This is a genomic window from Dactylosporangium sp. NPDC051484, assembly GCF_040689395.1.
In the GTDB taxonomy this organism is placed as follows: domain Bacteria; phylum Actinomycetota; class Actinomycetes; order Mycobacteriales; family Micromonosporaceae; genus Dactylosporangium.
In genome coordinates, this window is sequence record NZ_JBFAZX010000001.1 from 98,463 (window position 1) to 122,144 (window position 23,682).

At 71.1% G+C, this 23,682-nt stretch carries 17 protein-coding genes; 11 read left to right on the forward strand and 6 right to left on the reverse strand.

The window, feature by feature from the left end; translation table 11 throughout:
• Window positions 1-13 precede the first annotated feature (13 nt).
• On the forward strand, window positions 14-1,303 hold the full coding sequence (locus tag AB0367_RS00415; RefSeq protein ID WP_366224001.1) for an MFS transporter: 1,290 nt from the start codon (window positions 14-16) through the stop codon (window positions 1,301-1,303).
• Between the two features lie 7 nt (window positions 1,304-1,310).
• Here AB0367_RS00415 and AB0367_RS00420 read toward each other — a convergent pair whose 3' ends face one another.
• From AB0367_RS00420 to AB0367_RS00435, 4 genes are all read right to left on the reverse strand, one after another.
• The gene (locus AB0367_RS00420; protein ID WP_366224002.1) at window positions 1,311-1,745 is read right to left on the reverse strand and encodes a YbjN domain-containing protein; all 435 of its coding nucleotides are present in this window, start codon (window positions 1,743-1,745) and stop codon (window positions 1,311-1,313) included.
• A 42-nt stretch (window positions 1,746-1,787) separates the two neighbouring features.
• Entirely contained in the window at window positions 1,788-2,336 is a 549-nt protein-coding gene (locus AB0367_RS00425) for a hypothetical protein (protein ID WP_366224003.1), read from the reverse strand.
• A gap of 845 nt (window positions 2,337-3,181) precedes the next feature.
• Window positions 3,182-3,664, reverse strand: a complete 483-nt coding sequence (locus AB0367_RS00430; RefSeq protein WP_366224004.1) for a hypothetical protein — start codon at window positions 3,662-3,664, stop codon at window positions 3,182-3,184.
• Window positions 3,661-4,002 carry a PadR family transcriptional regulator gene (locus AB0367_RS00435; RefSeq protein ID WP_366224005.1) on the reverse strand — a complete coding sequence of 114 codons (342 nt, stop codon included), beginning with the start codon at window positions 4,000-4,002 and terminating at the stop codon, window positions 3,661-3,663. The genes AB0367_RS00430 and AB0367_RS00435 overlap by 4 nt, the downstream gene beginning before the upstream one ends.
• 74 nt (window positions 4,003-4,076) lie before the next feature.
• Here AB0367_RS00435 and AB0367_RS00440 point away from each other — a divergent pair, with 74 nt between their 5' ends.
• The 7 genes from AB0367_RS00440 (at window position 4,077) to AB0367_RS00470 (ending at window position 16,115) form a co-directional block, all read left to right on the forward strand.
• Window positions 4,077-4,526 (forward strand): MarR family transcriptional regulator, encoded by a 450-nt coding sequence (locus AB0367_RS00440; protein WP_366224006.1) that lies wholly within the window; start codon window positions 4,077-4,079, stop codon window positions 4,524-4,526.
• Between the two features lie 84 nt (window positions 4,527-4,610).
• Window positions 4,611-10,355 carry a pullulanase-type alpha-1,6-glucosidase gene (gene pulA, locus AB0367_RS00445; protein ID WP_366224007.1) on the forward strand — a complete coding sequence of 1,915 codons (5,745 nt, stop codon included), beginning with the start codon at window positions 4,611-4,613 and terminating at the stop codon, window positions 10,353-10,355.
• Between the two features lie 53 nt (window positions 10,356-10,408).
• The gene (locus AB0367_RS00450) at window positions 10,409-10,633 is read left to right on the forward strand and encodes a hypothetical protein (protein WP_366224008.1); all 225 of its coding nucleotides are present in this window, start codon (window positions 10,409-10,411) and stop codon (window positions 10,631-10,633) included.
• A 463-nt stretch (window positions 10,634-11,096) separates the two neighbouring features.
• Entirely contained in the window at window positions 11,097-13,688 is a 2,592-nt protein-coding gene (locus tag AB0367_RS00455; RefSeq protein WP_366224009.1) for a nitrate- and nitrite sensing domain-containing protein, read from the forward strand.
• Window positions 13,688-14,098 (forward strand): roadblock/LC7 domain-containing protein, encoded by a 411-nt coding sequence (locus AB0367_RS00460; RefSeq protein WP_350555009.1) that lies wholly within the window; start codon window positions 13,688-13,690, stop codon window positions 14,096-14,098. Before AB0367_RS00455 ends, AB0367_RS00460 begins: the two co-directional genes overlap by 1 nt.
• Before the next feature lie 8 nt (window positions 14,099-14,106).
• The gene (locus tag AB0367_RS00465; protein WP_366224010.1) at window positions 14,107-15,075 is read left to right on the forward strand and encodes a TAXI family TRAP transporter solute-binding subunit; all 969 of its coding nucleotides are present in this window, start codon (window positions 14,107-14,109) and stop codon (window positions 15,073-15,075) included.
• 71 nt (window positions 15,076-15,146) lie between these two features.
• Entirely contained in the window at window positions 15,147-16,115 is a 969-nt protein-coding gene (locus tag AB0367_RS00470) for a threonine/serine dehydratase (RefSeq protein ID WP_366224011.1), read from the forward strand.
• 134 nt (window positions 16,116-16,249) lie between these two features.
• On the opposite strand, the gene AB0367_RS00475 is transcribed toward AB0367_RS00470, so the two are convergent.
• Window positions 16,250-18,337 (reverse strand): S9 family peptidase, encoded by a 2,088-nt coding sequence (locus AB0367_RS00475; protein WP_366224012.1) that lies wholly within the window; start codon window positions 18,335-18,337, stop codon window positions 16,250-16,252.
• A gap of 124 nt (window positions 18,338-18,461) precedes the next feature.
• Between AB0367_RS00475 and AB0367_RS00480 the strand changes: the two genes are divergently transcribed.
• The 3 genes from AB0367_RS00480 (at window position 18,462) to AB0367_RS00490 (ending at window position 21,722) form a co-directional block, all read left to right on the forward strand.
• Window positions 18,462-19,457, forward strand: a complete 996-nt coding sequence (locus AB0367_RS00480; RefSeq protein ID WP_366224013.1) for a hypothetical protein — start codon at window positions 18,462-18,464, stop codon at window positions 19,455-19,457.
• Window positions 19,458-19,623: 166 nt separating this feature from the next.
• Window positions 19,624-20,850, forward strand: a complete 1,227-nt coding sequence (locus AB0367_RS00485; protein WP_366224014.1) for an FAD-binding oxidoreductase — start codon at window positions 19,624-19,626, stop codon at window positions 20,848-20,850.
• Window positions 20,851-20,933: 83 nt separating this feature from the next.
• A complete protein-coding gene (locus AB0367_RS00490; protein ID WP_366224015.1) occupies window positions 20,934-21,722 on the forward strand; it encodes a hypothetical protein in 789 nt (262 codons plus the stop codon).
• Window positions 21,723-21,845: 123 nt separating this feature from the next.
• Here the strand turns inward: AB0367_RS00490 and AB0367_RS00495 are convergent, their stop codons facing one another.
• The gene (locus AB0367_RS00495; RefSeq protein ID WP_366224016.1) at window positions 21,846-23,672 is read right to left on the reverse strand and encodes an ABC-F family ATP-binding cassette domain-containing protein; all 1,827 of its coding nucleotides are present in this window, start codon (window positions 23,670-23,672) and stop codon (window positions 21,846-21,848) included.
• Between the last annotated feature and the right edge of the window lie 10 nt (window positions 23,673-23,682).

Genomic DNA, 23,682 nt, shown 5'->3' on the forward strand with positions numbered 1-23,682 from the left:
CGAATTCGCTGCAATGTTTTATGTGAAACGACTCCACCCGGCCTGGCTGGTCTCCGCCGTAGCGTTCGTCGCCCTGGTCGGCGCCGCGGGCTTCCGCGCGACGCCGGGCGTGCTGATCCACCCGCTGCACGACGAGTTCGGCTGGTCGCTGGGGATCATCTCGCTGGCCGTGTCGATCAACCTGCTGCTCTTCGGCCTGACCGCGCCCTTCGCGGCCGCCCTGATGGAGCGCTTCGGCATCCGGCGGGTCGTGGCCTACGCGCTGCTGCTCGTCTCCGCCGGCAGCGGACTGACCGTGTTCATGCGGCACAGCTGGGAGCTCATCGCGCTCTGGGGTGTGCTCGTCGGCCTCGGCACCGGCTCGATGGCGCTCGCGTTCGTGGCCACGGTCACCGGCCGCTGGTTCGTCAAGCGTCGCGGCCTGGTCACCGGCGTGCTCACCGCCGGTGGCGCGGCCGGGCAGCTCGTCTTCCTGCCTCTCCTCGCGCTCCTCGCCGAAAACCACGGCTGGCGCTCGGCCGCGCTGACCGTCGCGGGTGCGGCCCTCGCGGTGGTACCGCTGGTGCTCTGGCGCCTGCGCGACCACCCGTCCGAGCTCGGCGTCACCGCCTACGGCGCGGACGGTGACGTCACCCCGCCTCCCGCGGCCACCACCGGCGCGGCTCGCCGTGCGCTCGGCGCCCTGCGCGCCGCCGCCAGCATCCCGGCGTTCTGGCTGCTCGCGGGCGGATTCGCGATCTGCGGCGCGACCACCAGCGGCCTCATCGGGACCCACTTCATTCCGGCCGCGCACGACCACGGCATGGCCGAGCCCACCGCCGCTTCGCTGCTCGCCCTCGTCGGCCTCTTCGACATGGCCGGGACCGTCGCCTCGGGCTGGCTGACCGACCGGATGGACAGCCGCGTGCTGCTGGGCTGGTATTACGCGCTCCGCGGCCTCTCGCTGCTCATCCTGCCGGCCCTGTTCGCCGCCACCGTCCGCCCGAGCATGCTCGTCTTCATCCTGTTCTACGGCCTGGACTGGGTGGCGACGGTCCCGCCGACCGTGGCGCTGTGCCGCGAGTACTTCGGCGCCAACGGCTCCGTCGTCTTCGGCTGGGTGTTCGCGGCGCACCAGTTCGGCGGCGCGATCGCGGCGGCCTCGACCGGCATCCTGCGGGACCGGCTCGGCAACTACGACCTGGCCTGGTACATCGCGGGCGGGCTGTGCATCGCGGCGGCCGGGTTGTCGCTCATGCTGTTCAAGGCGCGGCGCGAGACCCCGACCCCAACACCGCAGCCTCAGGTAACGGCCGCCGCCTGACCCTGTTCTACCTCTGCGTCTCGGCGGGGTCGAACGCCAGTTGCCCGCCGAACTGGTCGCGCAGCCGCTCGTCGTAGTAGTCGGCGGTGTCGGCCACCCAGTCGCAGGCATTGCTCAGCTCGATCGGGTCCAGCGTCGAGGCCAGCATCTCCACCGCGGCGAACACGCAGTCGTCGCGCCAGAACAGCCGGATGAAGTTGAGTCGCCCGTTGAGGTCGTTGAGCTCGGCCAGCAGCTCCGGCGAGCGGCCCAGCCGGCGCAGCAGCGGCGAGAAGACGCGCACCAGCGGTGGCTCGCTCGCGATCAGGCGCAAGTAGACCACCGCGGTGCCGCTGCGGATCGCCGCCGGCTCGGCCACCAGGTCAGCGGGCACCTCCTGGCCGCCGAGGTACTCCGTGACCAGCCGATGCACCTTCGCCCGTAAGGCGTCGTCTATCGACACGCGTTCACCATACAAGTGGCCCGCACTCCGGGGCCCCAGGCCTCAGCCGCTCTTGCCGGGCCGCCCGGGCGGCAGGAACCCGCGCCGCCGGGCCTCCTTCACCCACCGGTGCGCTGTGCTCACCGGCACCCCGTGCTGATCGGCCAGGTCGCAGGCGGGCCGCGGCGAGGCCTGCGCGAATGTGAGATACACGTCGGCGACCTGTCGATAGAACACGTCGGGCCGCCCACGCGGCCGAGAGGTCTCGGGCGGTGCGGCGCGCGTGACGGCCAGCGAGGGCTCGACCATCTCCCACCCCACGTCCTCGGCGACCGGCGGCGCGACGGGCCTCGCCCGGGTGCTGACGGCAGGAGTCGTGTCGCGACCAGCCTCCACGGCGGCCAGCTGCGCGTTGGCGGCGGCCTCGATGCGCCCGACGGGGATGGCCCGCAGCAGGTCGGCGCTCGGGGTGCCCTCGATGCGCAGGCCGGTCAGCACCAGTCGGCCGCCCGCCCCGACGCCGACCCGCACCAGCACGGTCCCGGCCAGCGGCGGCTCGTCCTGGTGCCATTCATACCAGTCATCGGCCACTGGGAAGAGACGGCCCCGCACGCGGCAAGGCTAGACCACATTTCCGCAAATCAACAATTGCGCTGACCTAGACGTCTAGATACGCTGATCCGGACCCACCAGCCACAGGGCGTTGGGGACCGGGGGGCGGTCGCGTGCCTGGCATGCAGCCGATTGGCCGGTGGCAGCGTCCGCGTCGAGGACGGGGGAACGGGGCGATGCGGACGCTGGTCGCCGAGCGGAACGTGCACAGGCGCGTTCCGCTCGGCGGCGTCAGTGCGGAGCTGCGGTCGCGGGGTCTCGCCGGGCCCCGCGGCCGCTTATCCAGCCACGCCTGATCGGCTCGGTCAGGCCCGGGTCGGTGGGGGCCGACGACGGGCGCCGGGTCGGGCCGTCGCGGGGAGCGTGGGCGGCGCCAGGCGGAAGGTGCGGGAGCGTGGGCGGCAAACCCAGCCGCGTCGCTGAGTCGCGATCGCAGCGGCGCGGCGGTCTGGACGGTGAGCGCGGACCTGCGGGGGGCGGGCCGCGCTCACCGTCCCCCCCCGAGACCGGCGCTCATAGGCCACGGCGAGCAGGCCAGGCCCGCAAGCCCCGCGTGCTCACAGACTCCCGCAAGCAAGGGCGCCGCGCATCGCCCGTCTTGGCCCGCTGTTCGGCGATCCACAGACCCCCGCAGGCAAGGGCGCCGCAGGTAAGGGCGCTGCACCTGCGTGAGGCCGCCGCCTAAAACGCCCTGCGCTTATAGGCGCCCGCGCAAGACCCGCGTGCAGGGCATCGCGTTCAAGGGCCCCGTGCGGGCCGGCGGGCGCTGCGGTCCGGATCGACCGGCGCAAAGCGGTCGGGTGCCGGGGCCGACGCCATGCGCGGTGCGAGAGCCCGGTCGCGGGTCAGGAATGCGTGGGGGTCGGCGGAGTGGAAAGGGTCGGTGCGACGGAGTCCGACATCGCCGGGACCGTCGCCTTAGGCCGGGCCGGAGTGTCCTCGCCCGACGTGTTGCTGCCCGACACGCTGAAGAACGCCAGGATTAGCACGCCCAGCAAGCACATCGTGGCCACCGCGGCGATCGTCACCGCCACCCAGATCAGGGCGGCTGAGCGCTTCTTCGGCTCGATGAGGATCGGGGGCGGGGGCGGGGGCGGCTCCGCGTCGACCATCGCCTCCGCGGCCACCTCCTCCGGGTCGCCGAGGAGCTCCAGGATGGAGCGGACCTCGACCTCGGTCTCCTGGTCCGGGGCGAGCTCCGCCCGCTTGGCGGCGATGTGCTCGCTCAGGTCGGCGAGCAGTTCGCCGCGCCGATTGGCGGGGACTCCGGCCAAGGCCTGCTCGACGGCGCGGAGATAGTCGTTGACCAGGCCATCGTAGGTGTTCATGCCGCCCTCGTTCCGACAATTCGGTCAACTGTGTCGCGGAAAGACGTCCACTCCTCGCGGAAATGGCGCAGCGCCTGGTGGCCGTGCTGGGTGAGCGCGTAGTAGCGCCGCGGCGGGCCGCTCGGGGACTCGCGCCACGTCGTCTCCACCCAGCCGGCCCGGCGCAGGCGCGCCAGCAGCGGATACAGCGTCCCCTCGCTGGTGGTCAGGGTGCGCTCGGCGCCCAGGCGGCGGACAAGCTCCACCCCATACTGCTCGTCCTGTTCCATCAGGGCGAGCACGCAGAACTCCAATGTGCCGCGGCGCAGGGCCGTGGACAGCGAGCCGGGTACATCCATGTCTGACAGGGTACCTTGCAGCGCAAGGTACCAACAACGGCCGGATTTATTTCCGAACGTGCAAAAATGCAGGGATGACCCGCTGGCTCGACGAGGAAGAGCAGGCCGCCTGGCGCGCCTTCTACGGCGCGACCACGCTCCTGATCGACCGGCTCGACCGGGAATTGCAGCACGACGCGGGGATGCCCCACGCCTACTACGAGATCCTCGTCGTCCTGTCGGAGTCGGAGGGGCGGTCGCTGCGCATGAGCGAGCTTGCTCTGCAGACCCGCTCCTCGCGCAGCCGCCTCTCGCACGCCGTGACCAAGCTCGAGGCGCGCGGGTGGGTGCGTCGGCGCGACTGCGACGACGACAAGCGCGGCCAGTTCGCCGACCTGACCGGCGAGGGCCTCGCGGCGCTGGTCGCGGCGGCCCCCGGGCACGTCGAGACGGTCCGCGCCCACCTGTTCGACCCGCTGACGCCCGAGCAGATCGACCAGCTGAAGCGGATCAGCCAAGCGATCTCCGAGACCCTGAAAACGTAGAAGTCAAGCCTTGTAAGGATCTTTGCCGGTCGATACGGTGCCAGCCTCGCCAGAGACCTCGTTGTTCTCGAGGAAGGCCCCGCCATGCCCTCCGTCAGATCCGTCACGTCGACCAAGATCGCGCTCGGCATCCTGACCGCCCTCGCCGTGTTCGCCGCGGTGCCGGGCGACAACCCGCGGACGCCGGACGTCCCGCAGCGGCCGGCCGGCTACTCCGAGGGCGTGCCCGAGTGGGTCAATGAGCCGTCGGTCGCCAGCCTTCTCGACGGGCCGCGGCCGCAGCGCGCCGAGCAGTTCTACTTCGTGCTCCCCGACCGTTTCGCCGACGGCGACCCCACCAACAACACCGGCGGGCTGTCCGGCGACCGGCTGAGCACCGGATACGACCCCACCGACAAGGGGTTCTACCACGGCGGCGACCTCAAGGGCGTCATCGACAAGCTCGACTACATCCAGGGCCTCGGCACGACCGCGATCTGGCTGGCGCCGGTGTTCAAGAACCGGCCGGTGCAGGGCAGCGGCAAGGACATCTCGGCCGGCTACCACGGATACTGGATCACCGACTTCACGCAGATCGATCCGCACTTCGGCACCAAGGACGACCTCAAGCGGCTGACGAAGCTGGCGCACCAGCGCGGGATCAAGATCTACCTCGACGTCATCACGAACCACACCGCGGACGTCATCCGGTACGCGCAGAACCAGTACTCGTACCGGAGCAAGGCCGACTATCCGTACAAGGACGCGAACGGCAACAAGTTCGACGACCGCAACTACGCCGACGGCACCCACGGATTCCCGCCGGTCAACGCGCAGTCCTTCCCCTACACGCCGGTGTTCGCCAGCGAGGCGGACAAGACGGTCAAGCAGCCGGCGTGGCTGAACGACCCCACGATGTACCACAACCGCGGCGACTCCACGTTCAGCGGTGAGAACGCCGAGTACGGCGACTTCTTCGGCCTCGACGACCTGTGGACCGAGCGGCCAGAGGTCGTCCAGGGCATGACGAAGATCTACTCGGACTGGGTCAAGGGCAGCGACATCGACGGATACCGCATCGACACGGCCCGGCACGTCGACATGCAGTTCTGGCCGCAGTTCACGCAGGGTGTGCAGGCCGCCGCGGACAAGGCGAAGAAGCCTGACTTCTTCATGTTCGGCGAGGTGTACGACGCGAACCCGGCCTTCGACTCCACCTACGTGCGCAAGGGGCGCCTGCCGGCCACCCTGGACTTCCCGTTCCAGCAGGCGGCCGCCGACTTCGTCGCGCGGGGCGGCTCGGGCCAGGAACTCGCCGACCTGTATGCCCAGGATGACCTGTACACCTCCGCCGGCACCAGCGCCCAATATCTGCCGACGTTCCTCGGCAACCACGACATGGGCCGCATCGGCTCCTTCGTGGCCACCGGCGGCACCGACCCGGCCACCCACCTGCGCCGCGACGAGCTCGGCCACGAGCTGATGTTCCTGACCCGCGGCCAGCCGGTCGTGTACTCCGGCGACGAGCAGGGCTTCACCGGCCCCGGCGGGGACAAGGACGCGCGGCAGGACATGTTCGCCAGCCGCAGCGCCGACTACCTCGATGACGATCTGCTCGGCACCGACAGCACGCACGCCGTCTCGCACTACGACACGAGTCATCCGATCTACCGCACCATCGCGAGCCTCGCGCAGCTGCGCGCGAAGAACCCCGCGCTGCGCCAGGGCGTCCAGATCACGCGGTACGCCGACCGGAACGCCTTCGCGTTCTCGCGCATCGACCCCGACCAGCGCGTCGAATACGTCGTGGTGAGCAACAACGGCACCGGCACGAAGACGATCACGGTCCCGACGTATATGGCGACCACGACGTTCGACCAGATCTACCCGTCGTCCGGGCCCATCGCCGCGACCGCCGGCGACGGCTCGCTGCAGCTGAGCATCCCGCCGCTGAGCACCGTGGTGCTCAAGGCGCGCGGCGCGATCAAGCGGGCGGCGGCCCGCCCGGCGATCTCGCTGCGGGTCGACCCGGCCCCGGCCACGACCGCCGAGGTGCGCGCGAACGTCACCGGCGACCCGCTGTCCACCGTCACCTTCGCGGCGCGGGTCGGCAACGGCGCCTGGAAGCTGCTCGGCACCGACCACGCCGGTCCGTACGCCGCCTACCACGATCTCGACGGGCTCGCGGCCGGCACGAAGCTCGAGTACAAGGCGGTGGTCCGGGACGGATCCGGGCGCACGGCCGAAGCCAAGATCGAAACGAGGGTCGGCACGCCGCCGAGCGCCGCGTCCGCGGACTACGCGATCGTGCACTACCAGCGCCCGACCGGCGATTACAGCAACTGGGGCCTGTACGCCTGGGGTGACATCCAGGAGCCGATGAACTGGCCCGCCGGTGCGCCGTTCGCGGGAGAGGACTCGTACGGACGCTTCGCATGGGTCAAGCTGAAGCCGGGGGCCGCGAACGTCGGCTTCCTGGTGGTGGACGGCAACGGCGTGAAGGACGTCGGCGCGGACCGCTCCCTCGACCCGACGAAGCATCCGGAGATCTGGCTCAAACAAGGAGATGCGACCATCTACACCTCCCAGGCAGCCGCCACCGGCAGCGTTTCTGTCCACTATGGACGGCCGGACGGCGACTACACCGGTTGGGGTCTGCACCTCTGGGGAGACGGCCTTGCCCCCGGTATCGCGACCGACTGGGCGAGCCCCCGCCCGCCGGACGGCGTCGACGACTTCGGCGCGTACTGGCACGTGCCGGTGAGCGACCCCGCGAAGCCGGTGAACTTCATCGCGCACAAGGGCGACGCCAAGGACCCCGGCCCGGACCAGTCGGTCCTGCCCCGCACCCAGGGCGAGGCGTGGATCCGCTCCGGGGAGGCGACCGTGCACCCGACGCGCGCCGCGGCCGAGCACACCGCCGTGCTGCACTACCGCCGCCCCGGCGGTGACTACGACGGCTGGGGCCTGCACGTGTGGACCGGTGCCGCGACCGGCACGGACTGGGGCAGCCCGCTGATGCCGTCGGGCACGGACGCGTTCGGCGTGCGGTTCGCCGTGCCGCTGGCCGGCAACGCGCCGCTGCTCAACTACATCATGCACAAGGGCGACGCCAAGGACCTGCCGACGGACCAGGCGCTCGACCTGGTCACCGTCGGCCACGAGGTGTGGATCCTGTCGGGCCAGGAGAAGTACCTGCGGCCGATCCCGGCCCAGGGCACGCCGGACACCGACGTGAACAAGGCGAAGGCGGTCTGGATCGACCGCGACACCGTGGCCTGGCGCGCCGGTCCGACCGACGGGCACAGCTACGAGCTGTGGTCCGCGCCGGCCGGCGGGCTGCAGGTCGTCGACGGCCAGGTCGTGGGCAACGGCACGAAGCTCGCGATGAGCGCCGTGCCGGGCAACCTGACCGAGGCGCAGCGGGCGAAGTTCCCGCACTTGTGGGCGTACCAGAGCTTCCGCCTCGACGGCGACCGCGCGGCGCTCACCGCGGCCCTGCGCGGGCAGGTCGTGGCGGTTGAGCGGGACGCCTCCGGGCAGGTCACCGAGGCGACCGGGGTTCAGCTGGCCGGCGCGCTCGACGACCTCTACAGCGCGGCGCTGAGCGCGAAGCTCGGCCCCACGTTCGACGGTCAGCGCCCCACGATCAGCGTCTGGGCGCCCACCGCGCAGCAGCTCTCCCTGGAGCTCTACCAGGACATCACCAAGAACCCGGACGTCGTGGCGATGGCCCGCGACGACCGCACGGGCGTCTGGAGCGTCACCGGCGACAAGTCCTGGAAGGGCCGCTACTACAAGTTCCGCGTCACCGCCTACCAGCCCGCCGTCCGTGCCGTCACGACGGCCAGCGTCACGGACCCCTACAGCGTGTCGCTGTCGGCCAACGGCACGCACAGTCAGGTCGCAGACCTGTCCGACCCGGGGCTGCGCCCGTCCGGCTGGAGCGACCTGCGCAAGCCGCCGATCCCGTCGCGACCGCAGATCCAGGAGCTGTCGGTGCGCGACTTCTCGATCGCCGACACCACGGTGCCGGCCGCGCAGCGCGGCACCTACCTGGCCTTCACCCAGTCCGGCTCGGCCGGCATGCAGCACCTGCGGCAACTGGCGCAGGCCGGCACCTCCTACGTGCACCTGCTGCCGGTCTTCGACGTCTCCACCATCCCCGAGGTGCGCTCCGACCAGGCGCAGCCGCCGTGCGACCTGGCCGCGCTGGCGCCGGACTCGTCGCAGCAGCAGGCGTGCGTCGCGCAGGTGGCCGACCGTGACGGGTACAACTGGGGATACGACCCGTTCCACTACAACGCGCCGGAGGGTTCGTACGCGACCGATCCGCAGGGCACCCCGCGGATCACGCAGTTCCGGCAGATGGTCGCCGGGCTCAACAACGCCGGCCTGCGCGTGGTGATGGACGTCGTCTACAACCACACCACCGCGGCCGGCACCGACCAGTACTCGGTGCTCGACCAGGTCGTGCCCGGGTACTACCAGCGCCTGCTGGACGACGGCACCGTGGCCAACTCCACCTGCTGCGCCAACACCGCGCCCGAGAACGCGATGATGGGCAAGCTCGTCGTCGACTCGATCGTGCAGTGGGCCAAGCAGTACAAGGTCGACGGCTTCCGCTTCGACCTGATGGGGCACCACCCGAAGGCCAACATCCTGGCCGTGCGGGCCGCCCTGGATCAGCTCACGGTGGCCAAGGACGGGGTCGACGGCAAGAAGATTCTGCTGTACGGCGAGGGCTGGAACTTCGGCGAGGTGGCCGACAACGCCCGGTTCGTGCAGGCCACGCAGGCCAACATGGCCGGCACCGGCATCGCGACGTTCAACGACCGGCTCCGCGACGCCGTGCGCGGCGGCGCGCCGTTCGACGGCAACCCGCGCGTCCAGGGCTTCGCCACCGGCCTGTACACCGACCCCAACGGCGACCCGGTCAACGGCACCGCCGCTGAGCAGCGCGCCCGGTTGCTGCACTACCAGGACCTGATCCAGGTGGGGTTGACCGGCAACCTAGCCGCATACGAGTTCACCGACTCCACCGGGCACCGGGTCACCGGCGCTCAGGTGGACTACAACGGCTCGCCGGCCGGCTACACGCGCTCGCCGAGCGAGGCGGTGACGTATGTCGACGCGCACGACAACGAGATCCTGTACGACGCGATGGCGTACAAGCTGCCCGCTGGCACGACCGCCGAGCAGCGCGCCCGGCTGCAGGTCCTGGCGCTGTCCACGACGGTGTTCGGGCAGGGCACCGGGTTTGTCACCGCAGGCTCGGACCGGCTGCGCTCCAAGTCCCTGGACCGCAACTCGTTCAACTCCGGCGACTGGTTCAACCAGATCCGGTGGGACTGCGCCGACGGCAACGGCTTCGGCGCCGGGCTGCCGCCGGCCGCCGACAACCGGGACAAGTGGCAGTACGCCCAGCCGCTGCTGGCCGACCCGGCGCTGGTGCCGGGCTGCGCCGCGATCGACCTGGCCTCGGCGCGCTTCCAGGAACTGCTGCGCGTCCGGGCCAGTTCGCCGGTGTTCGCGCTGAGCAGCGCGGCGCAGGTGCGGCAGCGGCTGAGCTTCCCGCTCTCCGGCGCGCAGGCCACCCCGGGCGTCATCACCATGGTGCTCGACGCGCGCGGGCTGGACGGGCGCTGGAAGTCGGTGGTGGTCGTGTTCAACGCGGGCGCCACGGCCACGACCCAGACGGTCGCGGCCTACCGCGGGGCGCACGTGGCGCCGCACCCCGTCCAGGCCGCCTCGGTGGACCCAGCGGCCCGGCAGTCCACATTTGACAGTACCCACGGATCGTTCATGGTTCCCGCACGCACGGTAGCGGTCTTCGTTCAGGCGGCGTGAGTCCTATCGCTGGAGGGGAGTGAGGGCGGCGCGGCCGGGGTAACCACCCCTGCATGAGTCGATACCGCAACCGCGTCATGAAGGCGACGGCCGCCATGTGGCTGCTCGTCCTGCTCGCCGACGCCGGCTGGGTGGCGACCTCGCGCGCCGCCCTGACCGCCGTCACGGTCCTGGCCGCCTGTGTGGTCGTCTCCGCCGCGCTGTTCGGCAGGTTTGTGCGGGACCTCCCCGAGCGCGAGCCGGTGCCGGTCCGGGTCCGTGACGACCGGCGCCGCTGATCGGAAAGCCGGGCCTAAGGATTTCGGCAGAATTTCAGCAAAGGTGGACTTAATAGTCGCAAAAATGCTCAAGTCGACCCCGTTGATGCCTCGGCGTCGTCAAAGTGCTCGTCGGGGCGGCCGAATGGTTCTATGCGCGACGGCAGTGTCACGCATAGTCAGAACGACTCGGCCGTTCGGCTAAGGACTCTTTAGGGATCTGACCTCTTCCAGTAGCGTCCCTGATCGTGTTCCGTAGTGGATCCGATGACATCTCTTCGGTGGAGCGCTCTCGCAGACACTCTCCGCTGTGGAGTCGCTACTGTTAGGAGGCTAGGCGTTGGCAGGCAGCGGCCCCTCCCGCGCCCCCGTGCCGCGTCACGGCGCCGGCTCCGGCGGCCGGACGCGCCGGGCTGCGGGCACCGATACGTCGGTGGCCGGGCACCGCCGCAGTGGTGGCCCTCGCCCCAGTCGTCTGCGCTCGGTGCGCACCCAGCTGCTGGCGCCGATCGTCATCGCGATGGTCGGCCTCATCGTCCTCGCCATCATCCAGACGACCGGCGCCGTCTCCGCGGCCCGCGACGCCGGCCACGCTCGCGCCCTGACACTCACCGCGGGCAGCGCCGTCCTCTTCGTGCACGAGCTCGAGCGCGAGCTCGCCGAGACCACGGCGGCCGGCCAGCGCAGCGGCAAGCCCGTCTCGCCGCTCGTCACCGCCCAGCGCGCCCGCACCGACGACGCCGCGGCGCGGTTCTTCACCGCCGCCGCCAAGGCCGTCGACGCGGTGCCCGCCCTTGCTACGCCCGTGCGGGTCGCCCGCAACAACTTCGCGCAACTGCCGTTCACCCGGCAGGCCGTCGACAAGGGCACCGCCACGATGGTGATCGTCACCGACATCGTCTACGGCGGCCTGTCCGATGCCCTGCTCGCCGTCGCCGACTCCGTTCCGGGCCAGATCGAGAACATCGATCTGGCCAACACGGCCCGTGCGCTTGCCGCCACGGCCGCGATGGAGCACTACTCGTCGGTCGAGCGCGACCTGCTGCGCACCGTCTTCGGCCGCGGCAACCTGCAGCCGGGCGACCTCGGCAGCCTCTCGCAGGTCCAGGGCGCGCGGGCACAGCGTGAGGCGCAGTTCCGGCGGGTGGCCACGCGGGATCAGCTCGCGCTGTACACGACGCATGTGCGCGGCATCGACGTCAACACCGCCGACAGCATGAGCGCCGCGGCCCGCAACGCCGAGCGCGACACGTCCGGCGTGAAGAGCGACCCCGATGCGTGGTTTGTGGCGCAGAGCGGTGTGATCCGCCGGGTCAACGTCGTCAGCGTCGAGCTGGCCGACGAGCTCGACGCCCGCGCCGAGCAGATCGCCGTCAACGCCGTGCGGCAGGCCTGGGCCACCGGCCTCGGCGCCGCCCTGCTGGGCCTGAGCGCCTTGGCGATCGCGATCGTGCTCGCGGTGCGCACGGCCCGCCGGCTCAACCTGCTGCGCGCCGCGGCCCTGCAGGTGGCCCGCCGCGACCTGCCCGACGCGATCAACTCGGTCACCGCCGGCGCGGCCGCGCCCGCGCCGTCGGTGATGGAGGGCGGCCAGACCGCGGCCGCGGTCACCCGCGACATCGCGGCCCTCAACGACGAGGTCGGCCAGGTGGCCGAGGCGTTCGGCACGGTGCACCGCACCGCGCTACGCCTGGCCGGTGAGCAAGCCGAGTTGCGCGTCGACGTGGCCCGGATGGCCGAGGTGCTGGCCCGCCGCATCCGCACCCTCATCACCCGCCAGCTGCGCCTGCTCGACGAGTTCGAGCGCGACGAGACCGACCCGGACATCCTGGCCCGGCTCTTCGCCCTCGACCACCTCGCCGCCCGCCTGCGCCGCAACGGGGAGAACCTGCTGGTCCTCTCCGGCGGCGAGCCCGGCCGCCCGCAGACCGCGGCCGTGCGGCTCGGCGCCGTCATCTCGGCCGCCGCGTCGGAGATCGAGGACTTCGCCCGGGTCGAGTTCGCGTCCGCCGACCTGGCCATCGCCGGCCCGGTCGTCGGCGACCTCGTGCACCTGCTCGCCGAGTTGCTGGAGAACGCCACGGCCTTCTCGCCGCCGACCGAGTCGGTCGTCGTCGATGCGCGGCCGACCGTCGAGGGCGCGCTGATCCGTGTCCACGACCACGGCATCGGCATCGTCCCGGCCCGCCTCGCTGAGATCAACTCGCGACTGGCCGTGCCGAGCGTGCTGAGCAGCGCCGCGGCCGGCACCATGGGCCTGCACGTGGTCTCCCACCTCGCCGCCAGGCACGGCATCCGGGTGCAGTTGCACGGCACCGGCAGCGGCACCGTCGCGTATGTCACGGTGCCGCACCGGCTGCTGGAGCAGATCAGCGCGCTGCCCGCGGGCCGGGGTGTGCCCGTGGAGACGATCCCGGCGGTGCAGGTGCCGTCCCGGCCGGTGCAGGTCACCTCGACGGTCGGCGCGCCGATCGGCCGCACCCAGCCCCAGCCCCAGGTGTCGCAGCAGCGCCGGCCCGAGCCGGCCATCCAGCCCGTCGCCGGTCAGGGGCGCGCCGCCGTGCCCACCGGCACGGCGCCCTGGTTCCGCCCATACCTGAGCAGCACCGGCGACAGTGCCGGTTCCGGGTTCGCCTCCGGTGGATCAGCCGGTGGCTCCGAATCTCCCGCGAGCGGCGGCTGGACCCCGCCTCCCGCGCCCCAGACGGTCCAGCCGGGCGGCCAAACCCCGCCGCGCGGTGTGGCCCAGGTGGCCGCCGTCGCCCCGCGGCCGGCCGACCGGCCCGCGTCGCCGCATTACAGCGCTCAACCCACCTGGGGACCCCCCGGCACGTGGCCACCACGGCTCGGGGGCCCGCCCAGTGCCGGAGGTGGCTCGATGTCGGACCAAGAACATCTTCCTCGCCGTAGTCCCGGCGCACAGCTTGTGCCGGAGACCATCGAAGCACGTGTCGAGTCCCGCGGCGTGCCGGTCGACCCGGAGCTGATCCGGTCGCGACTGTCCGCCTTCTCCGAGGGCGTCTCGGCCGCCGCACGACGTTCCAACAGCACAGCCCCAGGACAAGAGGTTTCATGATGTCTCAGCAACCGCACGGCGCCGGGCAGCTCGACTGGCTGATGGTGAGCTTCGCGCGGCAGGTTCCCGACGTGGCGCACGCCATTACCGTCTCCGGCGACGGGCTGCGCCTGGCCGCCTCCGCCGACCTGCCGGTGGATCAGGCCGATCACCTCGCCGCGGTGATCAGCGGGCTGGCGAGCCTGGTCTTCGGCGCCGCCCGCGTCATGCAGGCCGGCAACGTGCGTCAGACCATCGTCGACATGGACGGCGGCGTCATGATCGTCATGTCCGTCGGTGACCGGGCGCTGCTGGGCGTCCTGGCCGCGCCGGGCTGCGACCTGGGCCAGGTCGGCTACGAGACCGCCATGCTGGTCCACCGCGTCGCCGATGCCCTCGACCCGCTCCCGCGCGACGCGCTGTCCAGGTGATGATGCGTTTGAAGTTCAGGAATCTGGCGCTGGTGCTGGCGGCGGCGTTAGTGCTCGCCGCCTGCTCCAGCCTGCCCCAGCGCCCCGGCGCCGGGCTCTGGCACGGCGGCCGGCTGTTCATCGCCACCGGCAACAGCACCGGCGTGTATTACTCGATCGGCGGCGGATATGCCGACCTGATCTCCAAGCACCTACCCGGTTACGAGGCCCGCGCCGAGCCGACCGCCGCCTCCGGGGAGAACATCCAGCGCGTCTCGAGCGGCGACATGGACATCGCGCTGACCCTGGCCGACGTCGCCGCCGACGCCCACGCCGGCAAGGGGCCGTTCGAGGGCGAGCCGCAGAAGATCGTCGCGCTGGCCCGGGTGTACAAGAGCTACATCCATCTCGTCGTGCGCAAGTCCGCCAACATCAACAAGTTTTCCGATCTGCGCGGCAAGCACGTCTCCACCGGCTCGGTGGGCTCCGGCGCGGACATCGTGTCCAGCCGGGTTCTCTCGGCCGGCGGCCTCAACCCCGACACCGACATCGTCCGCAAGCGCCTTTCGCTGGCCGAGACGACCAGGGGCATGCAGAACGGCACCCTCGACGCCTTCTTCTTCGCCGGCGGCCTCCCCACGCCGGGCATCAGCGACCTGCTCAACAGCTCGCCGGGCGGATTCATCGTGCTCCCGCTCAACTCGCTGCTGCAGCCGCTGACGCACCGCTACGGGTCGGTCTACGGCGGCGCGAAGATCCCGAAAGCGGCGTACGACACCCCCACCGACATCGACACGATCGCCATCGGCAACTTGATCGTCGTCTCGCCCGACATGCCCGAGCAGCTCGCCCACGACCTGACCAAGGTGCTGTTCGAGCACCAGGCCGAACTCGGCGAGGTGCACCCCGAGGGGAACAACTACGACAAGGGCAGCGCGCCGCAGACCGATCCGATTCCGCTGCATCCCGGCGCGGCGCGCTTCTACCGCAACGGCTAGTGCGGCGCCCGCGTTATGGATCTCTCATTCGGCGTCGGCGCCAAGAGCAGAGCAGGTCAGGTGATGTCAGGATGAGCGACGTGACCGCCACCAAGCAAAGCCTCGTTCGCCTGGACGACATCCGAGACGCGGCCGCGCGCGTCGGGGGTCTCGTGGTGCGCACCCCACTGCTACCCAGCCCGTGGGCCGAGGAGCTGTGGCTCAAACCCGAGAGCCTGCAGCCGGTCGGCGCCTTCAAGCTCCGCGGCGCCACCAACGCGCTGCACCGCCTCGACCTGGAACGCCGCCGCGCGGGCGTGGTGACCCACTCGTCGGGCAACCACGGCCAGGCCCTCGCCTACGCGGGCCGGGCGCTGGGCGTGCCGGTTACCGTCGTCATGCCTGACGTCTCCACCCCGCTGAAGATCGAGGCGACCCGTGGCTACGGCGCCGAGGTCATCCTAGTGCCCCAGTCGCAGCGCGAGGTGGTGGCGAAACAGCTGATGGCCGAGCGCGGGCTGACGCTGATCCCGCCGTACGACCACCCGGACATCATCGCCGGGCAGGGCACCGTCGGTCTGGAGATCTTTGAGGACCTCTCCAGCGTCGACGTGGTCGTGGTGCCGGTCGGCGGGGGCGGGCTCTCCTCCGGCGTCGCGACCGCGGTCAAGTCCCTCGCCCCGCATGTCGCCGTGATCGGCGTGGAGCCGGCACTCGCCGCCGACGCGGCCGAGAGCCTCGCCGCCGGCATGGTCCGGAGGTGGCCCGAGGAACGGACGCTCAGCACCGTCGCCGACGGGCTGCGCACCGCGCTGTCCGAGCTGACGCTGGCACACCTGTCGACCTACCTCGACGCCATCGTCACCGTGAGCGAGGAGGAGATCCTCGATACGGTCCGCACGCTCGCTCGCAAGGCCCGGCTGATCGTCGAGCCCAGCGGCGCGGTCGCCACCGCGGCGGTGCTGCACCGCCGCGACGAACTGCCCGCCGGGCGCACCGTCGCGGTGATCAGCGGCGGCAACATCGCGCCCGAGCTGGCGGCCCGCCTCTTCGGGGCCTGAGGCACTTATCCACAGCCTGTGGGTAATGCCTGTGTGGATAGGGACCGTCACGCCCTGCCCCGGGGACGGTTATCCACAGGCTCTCGGCGCGTTGTCCACAGGCAGGCGCCCTGCCTGTGGACAACGCTGTGGATTCAGGCCTTGCCGACCCGGTCGAGCAGCCAGGCCGTGATGAAGGCCTCCTCGCGCCAGGCGTCGTAGCGCCCGCTCGGCCCGCCGTGCCCGGCGCCCATCTCAGTCTTGAGCAGCACGTGCGACGACGGCGAGACCGCGCGCAGCCGGGCCACCCACTTCGCCGGCTCGTGGAAGAGCACCCGCGTGTCGTTGATGCTGGTCACCGCCAGGATCGCCGGATACGGCACGGCGGCGAGGTTCTCGTAGGGGGTGTACGACTTCATGTACGCGTACACCTCCGGATCCTCCAGCGGGTTGCCCCACTCCTCCCACTCGGTGACCGTCAGCGGCAGCGACGGGTCGAGGATCGTGTTGAGTGCGTCGACGAACGGCACCTGCGCCACGATCCCGCCGAACGTCTCCGGCGCCAGGTTGGCCACCGCGCCCATCAGCAGGCCGCCGGCCGAGCCGCCGCGGGCCACCAGCCGCTCCGCGGCCGTCCAGCCGGCCTTGACCAGGTGCTCGGCGCAGGCGATGAAGTCGGTGAACGTGTTCTTCTTGGCCAGCAGCTTGCCTTCGTCATACCAGCGCCGGCCCATCTCGCCGCCGCCGCGGATGTGCGCGATCGCGAAGACCACGCCGCGGTCCAGCAGCGACAGGCGCGGGATCGAGAACCACGGGTCCATCGACGACTCGTACGACCCATAGCCGTAGAGCACCGCCGGCGCCGAGCCGTCCCGCGGGGTGCCGGCCTTGGCCACGATCGAGATCGGCACGCGGGTGCCGTCGTCGGCGATCGCCCACTCGCGGTGCTGCTCGTAACGGGACGCGTCGAAGTCGCCGAGCACCGGCTTCTGCTTGCGCAGCGTGAGCTCGCCGCTGTCCAGGTTGCAGTCGTACACCGAGTCGGGCGTCACCATCGACACGTAGTGCAGGCGGAACGACGTGGTGTCGTACTCCAGGTTGGCCTCGGGGCCGACGGAGTACAGCGGCTCGGGGAAGGCGATGTCATACGACGCGGCGCCGTGCAGCGGCACCACCCGCAGGCCGGTCAGCCCGTCGCGGCGCAGCGTGACGACCAGATGCCCGGAGAACGCGTCGACCTGCAGCAGCCGGGTGCCCGGGCGGTGCTCGATCAGTGCGGTCCAGTCGCCGGGGTTGTCGACCGAGGTGTACGACAGCGCGAAGTCCTCGGCGCCGTCGTTGTGCAGGATCAGGAACCGGTGCCCGTGGTGCTCGACCGAGTACTCGATGCCCTGCCGGCGCGGCGCGATCGAGCGCGGCGGGGTGGCGGGCGCGTCGGCCGGGATCACCAGCACCTCGCTGGTGAGCTTGCTGTTGATGTCGATGAGCAGGAACCGCTCCGAGCGGGTCAGCTCCACGCCGACCCAGAACCGCTCGTCGGGCTCCTCGTGCACGATCACGTCGTCGGCGGCCGGCGTGCCGATCGTGTGCCGCCACACGCGGTAGGGCCGCCACGCCTCGTCGACCGTGATGTAGAACAGCGTCGAGCCGTCCGCCGACCAGGCCGACCCGTAGAAGGCGTCCTCGATGACGTCGGGCAGCACGTCGCCCGTGCGCAGGTCCTTGACCCGCAGCGTGAAGCGCTCGTCGCCGGAGAAGTCGGTGCTGTACGCCAGCAGGTTTCCGTCCACGCTGAGGTCGAACGTGCCGAGGGCGAAGAACTCCGAGTCGCCGGCCAGCTCGTTGCCGTCGAGCAGGATCTCCTCGCCCGGCAGCGCGGCGCCGTCGCCGATCTCCGGGGGCTCCGGCGACGTGGCCTGCCCGGCCTCGGCCGCGACGCGGCAGTGGATGCCGTACTGCTTGCCGGCCTCCGTGCGCGTGTAATACCAGTAGCCGCCCTTGCGGGTGGGCACCGAGAGGTCGGTCTCTTTCGTCCGTGTCTTGATCTCGCCGAACAGGGTCTCGCGCAGCGACTCGAGGTGGGTCGTGGCCGCTGTGGTGAACGTGTTTTCGGCCTCCAAATAGGCGACCGTGTCCGGATCGTCCTTGTTCTGGAGCCAGAAGTACTCGTCGACCACGGTGTCGCCGTGGTGGACCCGCTCGTGCGGGACCCGCTTCGCGGCGGGCGGCTGCTCGGTTGTCACACGTCAAAACGTTACCCCCATCGGAACGCAACCACGCGCGTCGTTCGGCGGTCTGTCCTTCAGGAGAGAGCGACGCCGGTACCGTCATGTCTCGAAGTTCGGGCGAGACCACGGAGGGATGCCGGTGCGGCGTCGTGGGGTGTTGCACATCGGGGTGACCGGGCTGGCAGCGATGCTGGTCCAGGCGTGCTCCGAGGGGTCGACGACGACACCAGGGGCGGGGAGCGGCTCCTCGGGGCGCGGTTCCGCGTCGCTGACGGCCGATCCACTGGCCGGGTCGACGTTCGACCCCTCGGGGTACGTCCCCCCGGCGGTGCCGATCGCGGAGCTCAAGAAGCTTTACGACTACGACAAGGGCTCCACGCTCAACGCGCAGCTCACCGACCGGCGTAGCGGTGACGGGGTCATCCTCGAGGACATCACGTACTCCGACAGGCGCGGCAACGACGAGATCCCGGCGTATGTGCTCAGCGCCGACGTTCCCGGCGACACGCAGCGGATGCCCGCCGTCGTGTTCGGCACCGGTCCCGACGGCAACCGCGACACGCTGCTGGACGAGGCCACGGCGCTGGCCCGGATGGGCGTGCTGGTCATGGTGGCGAGCCTGCCGATCAAGCCCACCGGCGACCCGTCCGCCGACGCCAAGGTGGTCGCCAACGCGGTCGTCGCCCAGCGGCGCGCGTTCGACCTGCTGATCCGGCGCAGCGACTGCGACGGCTCCCGGGTCGGCTACGCCGGGCACCACTCGGGCGCGGCCCTCGGCGCGGTCCTGCTCGGCCTGGAGTCCCGCATCACCGGCGCCGTCCTGGCCGGCGGGACGAGCCGCTTCTCGCGCTGGATGGTCAAGCAGAAGGTGCCGAAGGACTGGCACGCGTATCTCGACTCGCTGGCCCGGTTCGACGCCGGCCCCTACGTGGCGGTGGGGGGCAAGCGCTCCGTCCTGCTGCAGTTCGGCAGGCAGGATGCCGTGGTGCCGGAGGCCGAGCGCGCCGAGCTCACCGCCGCCGTCGCCGGCGCGAAGCAGCGCAAGGACTACGACACCGGCCACGATCTCGCCCGCTTCGCCGACGCCGTCGCCGACCGCACGGCATTCCTCAGGCGGGTCTTGCGGCTGAAGTAGCGAGGGCCTACGCTCTCGAACGTATGTTCCATATCGGTTGACGCGCCACATGCACGCGCGTCACTGGGAAAGCCTGGATTGTGTCTCCCGGCTACCGCGATTCCCTTCGACCGATCTTCCCCACGGCATAGATGCTGGCTGGTGACCAGGGAAGCGGGGAGCCGCGGTGACGGTGATCGAGGTGTTGGCCGACGCGTGCGGCCCGGAGCACGTTTGGGAGGCGGGGCCGGCCGACACAGTCGACGAAGTGCCCGTCGGCTGGGTGGCCGCCCCGGGCAGTGCCGGCGAGGTGGCGGAGGTGCTGCGGTTCGCCGCCGCCGAGGGTCTCTCCGTCGTGCCGTCGGGCGCGGGGACGAAGCTCGACTGGGGGCCGCCGCCCACCCACGTGGACGTGCTGCTCGACCTCGGCCGGATCACGGGCGTGCTCGACTACGCGCCCGACGCGATGACCGCGACCGTCGCGGCCGGCACCCCGCTGCGGGCGCTGCGCGCGTATCTGATCAGGGAGAACCGCCGGTTGCCGCTGGACGTCGGCTCCCCGGCCGCCACGCTCGGCGGCGTGCTGGCCACCAACGAGGCCGGCCCGCTGCGGCACCGGTTCGGCGCCCCGCGCGACCTGGTCGTCGGCGTGCAGGTGGCGCTGGACGAGGGCAGCCTGGAGCGCGGCGTCCACGGCTACGACCTGGCTCGGCACGTCTGCGGCTCCTACGGCACGCTGGGCGTGATCACCGAGGCCACCGTCCGGCTCGAACCGCTGCCGCCCACCCGGTTCTGGGTGATCCGCCCGGTGTCGACCCCGCGCGAGGTCCGGCGGCTGACCGAGGCCCTCGTGGCCTCGCCGCTCGAACCGGTCGCGATCGAGGCCGACCTGCCCGGCGGCGCCGGCGGCCGTCCGGCCGAGCTCGCCGCGCTCTTCGAGGGCGACCGCGCCACCGCGACCCAGCGCGCCGAGTCGGCCGCGAAGCTGCTCGGCGGCGGCGCGACGGTTGACCAGCTGCCACCCGCCTGGTGGGGCCGCTACCCGTTCGGCGTCGACGACGTGGCGCTGAAGATCTGGGGCCGGCCGAGCGAGCTGGTCGCGGTCGTCTACGCCCTGCGTGACGCGGCGGGTCTGCCGGTGCCGGTGCGCGGCTCGGTCGGCCTCGGCGTGGCGCACGCGACCCTGCCCGGCACAATCTCGCCCGAGCGCCTCGACGGCATGCTGACCGCCGCGCGCACGGTGCTGCTGACCCGTGGCGGCGGGGGCTGCAGCCTGCTGCGGGCCCCGCTGGACCTGCGCGAGCTGGTGGAGAGCGACGGCCCGGCGCCGCTCCCGCCCACCGCGGCGCGCCTGAAACTGGCGCTCGACCCCGAGGAGCGCCTGGCGCCGGGCCGCGTGCCCGACCTCGCCTGAAGCTATCCACAGGCACCGATTGGGTCTGGTCCGCGCCCAACCGAGGCGGAAGGCTTGGCACCAAGGCTTCGGGGGGAGATTCGATGGCAGGACCCAGGAAACGGCGACTCGGCAACGTGCTCGCGGGGGCGGCCGTCGTCGCCTGCGTGCTGCTTGCGGCGTTGGGGCTGACCGAGCTCAAGCGCGGCTCCGCCACCTCGGGCTGCCTCCCGGCCCACGCACCGAAGACAGGGCCCGCCGCGCCGGCCGAAGGCGGCCTCGTCGTCGCTGAGCAGGGCTTCAGCAAGTCCCATCCGTGGTCGTACAGTCTCGGCGCGGTCGTGGCCGACAACTCGCCGCAGGCCGCCTACCGGACCAGGTTCACGCTGCGGATACTCGACGCCGACGGGTTGCCGCTCTGGTCCGGGCAGTCCGGGGAGATCCCGCTGATCATGCCCGGGCAGCGACTGGCCGTCGGGGCGGGCGTGGACATCCCCGTCGAGGGGCCCTTCCCCGCGGCCCGGATGTCGGTAGAGCTGGGCGAGACCCACTGGGTCGCGGTCGACCACAGCAACATGCTGTTCCAGACGTTCGACACGCGGGCGCAGGCGAAGCCAGCGAACACGACGAATCCAGCGGAGACGCATCTCTGGCTTCCCCCGAGCGGCGACAACGAGTCCCACTGCGGGGGCTTGGTGGAGAAGGGCGCCGGCGTCGTGTTCCGAAGCGCCGACGGCACGATCGTCGGGGGCGTGAGCGGCGGCAACAGGGACGGGAGCTACTGCGTGGGCTCGCACTTCGAGGAGGGCCTGGGCACCTTCGCGGTCCCAGCGGGCACCGACCTGACCCGGACCCAGGTGTCCGTCTACTGCGACGTGGCCGAGCCCGGATGAGCACGAGGAATTGGCCTGGTGGCGACCGTTCTCAGCGAAGGAGCAGGCGGGCCGGCCGAACCGTGACCCGCCCGCCCGCCCGCCCGCCCGCTCGCCGACGCCTTGTCGCGCGATCCAAGACGGTCAGATGTTCAAGTCTCGGCGTTGACGCATGCGCCCGTCCCTGTCGAATTCGATGACGGTGTCGACGCCGATCCGCTCCAGGAACGCGGAGTCGTGGCTGACGATGAGGAGGGCTCCGCGATACGCATCGAGGGCTTCCGCGAGTTGTTCGACGCTCGCGATGTCGAGATTGTTCGTGGGCTCGTCCAAAACCAGCAGTTGAGCCGGCGGCTCCGCAAGGAGCAGCCGTGCCAGGGAGACGCGGAACCGCTCGCCACCGGAGAGGGTGCTCACCGGACGATCGACGCTGTCACCACGCAGAAGCAGGCGGGCGAGCTGGTTGCGGATCGTGCCCGCCGGGGTCCCCGGCGCTACCGCCCGCACGTTCTCCATCGCGCTGGCGTCGTCGTCGAGTCCGTCGAGGCGCTGCGGGAGGTATCCGACGAGTCCTGTCACGAGCCGCCCGTGCGGCCGGCCGGGGGTGGGGGCCGCGCCGTGCACGAGCTGTTCGATCAGGGTCGACTTTCCGATGCCGTTGGGCCCGACGAGCGCGACCCGCTCCGGCCCTTGGATCACGATGGTGCGGTCCTGGTCCTGCACCTGCGCAAGGCGCCGTCCGCGCGGGACGTCGGGATCGGGCAGGACGAGATGGATGTGTTCCTCTTCGCGGACGCGGGCATCCGCGGCGTTGACGGCGGCTTGGGCCGCCTCAACCTTGTCGTCGAGCGTGGAGCGCAACGCGCCCGCTGATGCCTGAGCCTTGCTGGCGCGATTGCCCGCGAGGATCTTCGGGATGCCACCGTCCTTCTGGGTCTTCTTCGCGGTGCGCTCCCTGCGTGCCAGTTTCGTCTCGGCCTCGACACGCTGCCGCTTCTCGACCTTGAGCGCCTGCTGAGCCGACCGCGCAGCCTGGAGCGCCGCCGCTTGCTCCTGCTCCTGTTGTTCCTTCCATTCGCTGTAGGGGCCGCCGAAGGTGTCGAGAGTGCCGCCGTAGAGCTCGGTGGTGTTGTCCATGTGCTCCAGCAGCTCGAGGTCGTGGCTGACCAGCAGGAGCGTCCCTGGCCACTGGTCGACGAACTCGGCGAGCTTGGCGCGCGTGGGCCGGTCGAGGTTGTTGGTGGGCTCGTCAAGGAGGGTGATCGGAGTGCGGCGGATTCGCAGCCCCGTGATGGCGATGAGGGTCGCCTCCCCGCCGGAGACCTCGGCCACGCGACGGTCGAGGTCAGCGGCGGCGAACCCGATCTGGTGGAGCGCTTCATCGGCACGGGCCTCGATGTCCCAGTCATCGCCGACGGTGTCGAAGTGGCGCTCGTCGGCGTCGCCGGACTCGATGGCCCTCATCGCGGCGAAGACCCCGTCGATGCCGAGGAGCTCGGCGATCGTCGTCTCGTGCCGGAGCGTGAGCATCTGCGGCAGATAGCCGACTTCGCCGATGGTGTCGATCTGTCCTGCGGCCGGCCGCAGGATGCCTGCGATCAGCCGAAGCAGTGTCGACTTCCCGGCGCCGTTGCGCCCGATCAAGCCGGTGCGGCCCGTGTTGAACGTGCCGTTGACGCCTGAGAGCGCAACGGTGCCGTCCGGCCATTCGAAGGTCAGGTCGCGCAGAGTGATGGCGGACTTCGTAGACATTGGTGGTGTTTCTCTACTTTCTTCCTGTCCGCTGTGGACAGCCTGACAAGGGTCAGAGCACTCGGGGCGCTCGTCTTCCGGTGGGCGCGACGGTGACGGGTGCGGGACCGCGACGAGGGTCCGCGCAGGGAGGGTCGAAGTCGCGCGTGCGCGGGCATGCCTCTGGACCGAGGCCGATGCGGTGCGAACGTGCCGACGAGGCTCAAGCAGGGGTGTCAACGCCTAGGAC